Source organism: Hymenobacter terrestris, assembly GCF_013377905.1.
In the GTDB taxonomy this organism is placed as follows: domain Bacteria; phylum Bacteroidota; class Bacteroidia; order Cytophagales; family Hymenobacteraceae; genus Hymenobacter; species Hymenobacter terrestris.
The window spans coordinates 1-3,581 of sequence record NZ_JABKAV010000122.1; the positions used below are offsets into that span (position 1 = coordinate 1).

The window sequence follows — 3,581 nt, forward strand, 5'->3', positions numbered from 1 at the left end:
AAAACGCCTGAGCCTCTAGTTTTGGGCGGTCCAGCTATTGGGGGGAGGTTGAGGTGGTCCAGTTACGCTGGACAGTTTAGGGCGTTAAGTGGAAGAAGCTGTTGGTGAGCGTAATAGGGGGTATGATAGTCGATACTGGAGTGCAGCCGCTCGTGATTATAGTAGTCAAAATAATCGGCCACGCTGCGTTGCGCGTCGGCTAGGTCGGCAAAAACGGGCCGCTCGAGGACCTCCGTTTTGAGGCGTGACCACAAGCTTTCGGCCTGCGCATTGTCGTAGCAGTCGCCGCGGCGGCTCTGCGAGCGCAGCGCCTCGTGGTCGTGGAGCAACTGCCGATAGGCGTTGCCGCAGTATTGCCCGCCGCGGTCGGAGTGGACGATGAGGCCCGGCGTGGGCGGCTGGGACCAAAAGGCGCGTTGCAAGGCACTGGTCACCAGTTCTTCGGGCATCGTCGCCCCGACCTGCCAGCCCACGACCCGCTTGCTGGCCATGTCCTGAAAAGCGCACAGGTAGGCCCAGTTGCCGTTGGCCAGCGGCAGATACGTGATGCCACGGCTGACCCAGACGCGGTTGGCCTAGGTGGGCTTGGGCTGGTGCAGCAGCCGGTTCGGGGCGCAGCGCAGGCCGTGGGTCGAGTCGGTGGTGCGCGGGGTAAAAGCCTTGGGTTGCAGCGCGCGCAGACCTCGGCGGCGCATGGCCGTGCGCAGGCGCTGACGGCCCACCCGGTAGGCCTTTTTGCGCAGCGCCACCTGGAGGCGGCGCGTACCGTAACAGCGCTTATGCACCCCAAACGCCTTGACCAGCGCGGTTTCCCACGCTGACTCGCGCTGCGCTACCTCTTGCCTTTGGGCCTGTTGCCACGTGTAGTAGCCACTGGCCGGTACCTGCACCAGTTGGCAGAGCAGCCGCACGGGGTACTGCCCCCGCTGCGCCTCGATGAAACGGGCGGCTCATGGGGTGTCGGTCTGCGAGAGCCTGCGCTTAAAGCAGGCAACTGGCGATGGCTTTTTTTAAAATTTCCAGCTCCTGCGCCTGCCGCCGGGACAAGGCCCGCAGCTGGCGCAACTCGGCCGCCGTGGCCGGGTCCAAATCGGCCCCACGAGCGGCCGCCACGGGCGTTAGGGCTTCTTTCTGCCACTTGTAGAGCAGCTTGGCATTGATATTCAAGGCGCGGGCCGCGGCCCGGGTCGAGCGACTTTGCTCGGCCAAGCGTAACGCTTCGGCCCGGAAGGCGGCATCGTAACGCCGACGTTTAGGAGGTTGGGGGCTGTCTTTCATGACATTCGAAAGATAAGACCCTATTCTGTCCACATTTACCCGACCACCTCAGGTTACCTCAACAAATAAAAATGCCTCTCGCACAAACTATGTGCAAGAGGCATTTTTAATCGGGCGGACTGGGAAATTACTTCTTCTTCCCCTTGCCGTTTTGCTTCATAGTGAGTGTCAGTTTTATAGAGCCATTAGGCTCTGTCACAGCAACTGTGTCATATATTTTGCCTTGGAGTGGACCGGCCTCTGTCTCGGTATACGTGGAACGGTAAGTGACTCGCTGAGCCGGGCGTGCTTCTGCCGGAACAGTCCCTTCCCAGACGGCCATACTATTGCCGGAAGGAGTGATTACAAACTTCGTTTGCCGCATAGGGAGATAGCCGTCCGTTGGCAAACTAAGGATACCAAGAAGTGCATTCTGAATACCAGCTTCTCTGTCCGTTTTTGTGACATAGGCTCCTTTGCCTTGCTGAGTCGCCGAAGTAATATTACTCTGTGCCTGTGCAGAGAGGCCAAAAGATGCCAGACCGAATACTAGACTGGCTGCAACAATTCTTTGAAGAGTTTTCATGAGGAAATTTTATTGGGTGCATTTATACTACTTCAACTTGCATGCCAATACGCATCCTATTCTATCTGGTTGTCCTAAAATCCAATGACAGAAGTGACCACCAAACCCCGCATCATCATCCCCCAGACTGGCTGTAGGCTTACCTACGAAGTACGCCAATCAAAAGCATGTATTCCCAGGCTTATCGTCCAAGCCCCACCGCCCACCGGAAGCTTGCCGCTTCCCCCGTATCTTTGCAGCCTTGCTTATGGAAATGGAAACCAAAAAAGTTGCCTTTTACACGCTGGGCTGCAAGCTCAACTTCTCCGAGACGTCCGCCATCGGGCGGCAGTTTGAGGAGGCGGGCTTCGTGAAAACCGCCTTCGAGGACGCAGCCGACATCTACGTTATCAACACCTGCTCCGTCACCGACCATGCCGACCGCAAGTGCCGGAAGGTGGTGAAGGAGGCACTCAAGCACAACCCCGAGGCCTTTGTGGCCATCGTGGGCTGCTACGCACAGCTCAAGCCTCAGGAAATTTCCGAGATTCCCGGCGTGCACGCCGTGCTCGGGGCGGCCGAGAAATTCCTGCTCGTGGAAACGCTGGCCGGCTTCACCCGACCCGCCGCCGGCCAGCCGGGCCGGGTATTCGCCTCGCCCATTTCGGAGGCCACCGAGTTCCACGCCGCCCACTCCTACGGCGACCGGACCCGCACCTTCCTCAAGGTGCAGGACGGCTGCGACTACTCCTGCTCGTTCTGCACGATTCCGCTGGCCCGCGGAGCCAGCCGCTCGGGCTCGGTGCAGAGCGTGGTAGAGCGCGTGGAGAAGCTGACCCAAACCGGCGTGAAGGAAATCGTGCTCACCGGCGTCAACCTCGGCGACTTTGGTGTGCAGGGCTTGGAGCGCGAGCGGCCGGAGGATTTCTACGACCTCGTGCGGGCGCTGGATGAGGTGGAAGGCATCGCCCGCTTCCGCATCAGCTCCTGCGAGCCTAACCTGCTGTCGGATGACATTATCCGCTTCGTGGCGCAGTCGAAGCGGTTTATGCCGCACTTCCACATTCCGCTGCAGTCGGGCTCGAACAAGATTCTGGGCCAGATGCGCCGCCGCTACCGCCGCGAGCTATACCAGGAACGGGTGGCGCTCATCAAGGAGGTGATGCCCCACGCCTGCATCGGCGTCGATGTTATCGTGGGCTTTCCCGGCGAGACGGAGGCCGATTTCCTGGAAACCTACCAGTTTCTCAACGAGCTTGACGTGAGCTACCTGCACGTGTTTCCGTACTCGGAGCGGGCCAACACGCTGGCACCCACTCTGCCCGGCCGGGTGCAGGACCGTCACCGCCACGAGCGCACCACTCAGCTGCGCAGCCTCTCCGAGAAGAAAAAGCGCTTCTTCTACGAACAGCACGCGGGCCTCGAAACCCAGGTGCTGTTCGAAGACGACGTGACCAACGGCCAGATGGAAGGCTTCACGCCCAACTACATCCGGGTGGTGGCCAAGTACGACCCGCTGCTGGTGGGCGAGCTGAAGCCGTTGCGCCTAACCGCCGTGAACCCGCAGAACCTGATGGAAGCCGAGGAAATGGGCGTAGAGATGTTCCAGCACTAAACCCGCTGTCATGGCGAGAACGGAGCAATTCGTCATTCGCCAGGTCTTAAATCTTTAGCAACACAAAGCCCCTGACGTTTTCACGTTAGGGGCTTTGTTTGTAATCAGAGTTGCGGCGAACGACGTAGGGGCGGGGGGTGCGCC

4 protein-coding genes and 1 pseudogene are annotated in these 3,581 nt (G+C 59.7%); 1 reads left to right on the forward strand and 4 read right to left on the reverse strand.

The features are described 5' to 3' along the window. Positions 1-62: 62 nt before the first annotated feature. The 4 genes and pseudogenes from HW556_RS18075 to HW556_RS18090 form a co-directional block, all read right to left on the reverse strand. Positions 63-560: pseudogene (locus tag HW556_RS18075) on the reverse strand (IS3 family transposase); the annotation flags it as partial. Positions 561-575: 15 nt separating this feature from the next. Further along, positions 576-911, reverse strand: coding sequence for an IS3 family transposase (locus HW556_RS18080; RefSeq protein WP_176901519.1), 336 nt, complete (start codon positions 909-911; stop codon positions 576-578). A gap of 70 nt (positions 912-981) precedes the next feature. Continuing rightward, positions 982-1,278, reverse strand: coding sequence for a transposase (locus HW556_RS18085; protein WP_176901520.1), 297 nt, complete (start codon positions 1,276-1,278; stop codon positions 982-984). 127 nt (positions 1,279-1,405) lie between these two features. Next, the gene (locus HW556_RS18090; RefSeq protein ID WP_176901521.1) at positions 1,406-1,843 is read right to left on the reverse strand and encodes a hypothetical protein; all 438 of its coding nucleotides are present in this window, start codon (positions 1,841-1,843) and stop codon (positions 1,406-1,408) included. A gap of 247 nt (positions 1,844-2,090) precedes the next feature. Here HW556_RS18090 and mtaB point away from each other — a divergent pair, with 247 nt between their 5' ends. Next, positions 2,091-3,437, forward strand: a complete 1,347-nt coding sequence (gene mtaB / locus HW556_RS18095; RefSeq protein WP_176901522.1) for a tRNA (N(6)-L-threonylcarbamoyladenosine(37)-C(2))-methylthiotransferase MtaB — start codon at positions 2,091-2,093, stop codon at positions 3,435-3,437. Positions 3,438-3,581: the final 144 nt, after the last annotated feature.

What these genes read in the sequence shown, in the direction of transcription:
- HW556_RS18085 (WP_176901520.1), bottom strand. Translation starts at nt 1,278, where the DNA reads ATGAAAGACAGCCCCCAACCTCCTAAACGTCGGCGTTACGATGCCGCC.
- HW556_RS18090 (WP_176901521.1), bottom strand. Translation starts at nt 1,843, where the DNA reads ATGAAAACTCTTCAAAGAATTGTTGCAGCCAGTCTAGTATTCGGTCTG.
- mtaB (WP_176901522.1), top strand. Translation starts at nt 2,091, where the DNA reads ATGGAAATGGAAACCAAAAAAGTTGCCTTTTACACGCTGGGCTGCAAG.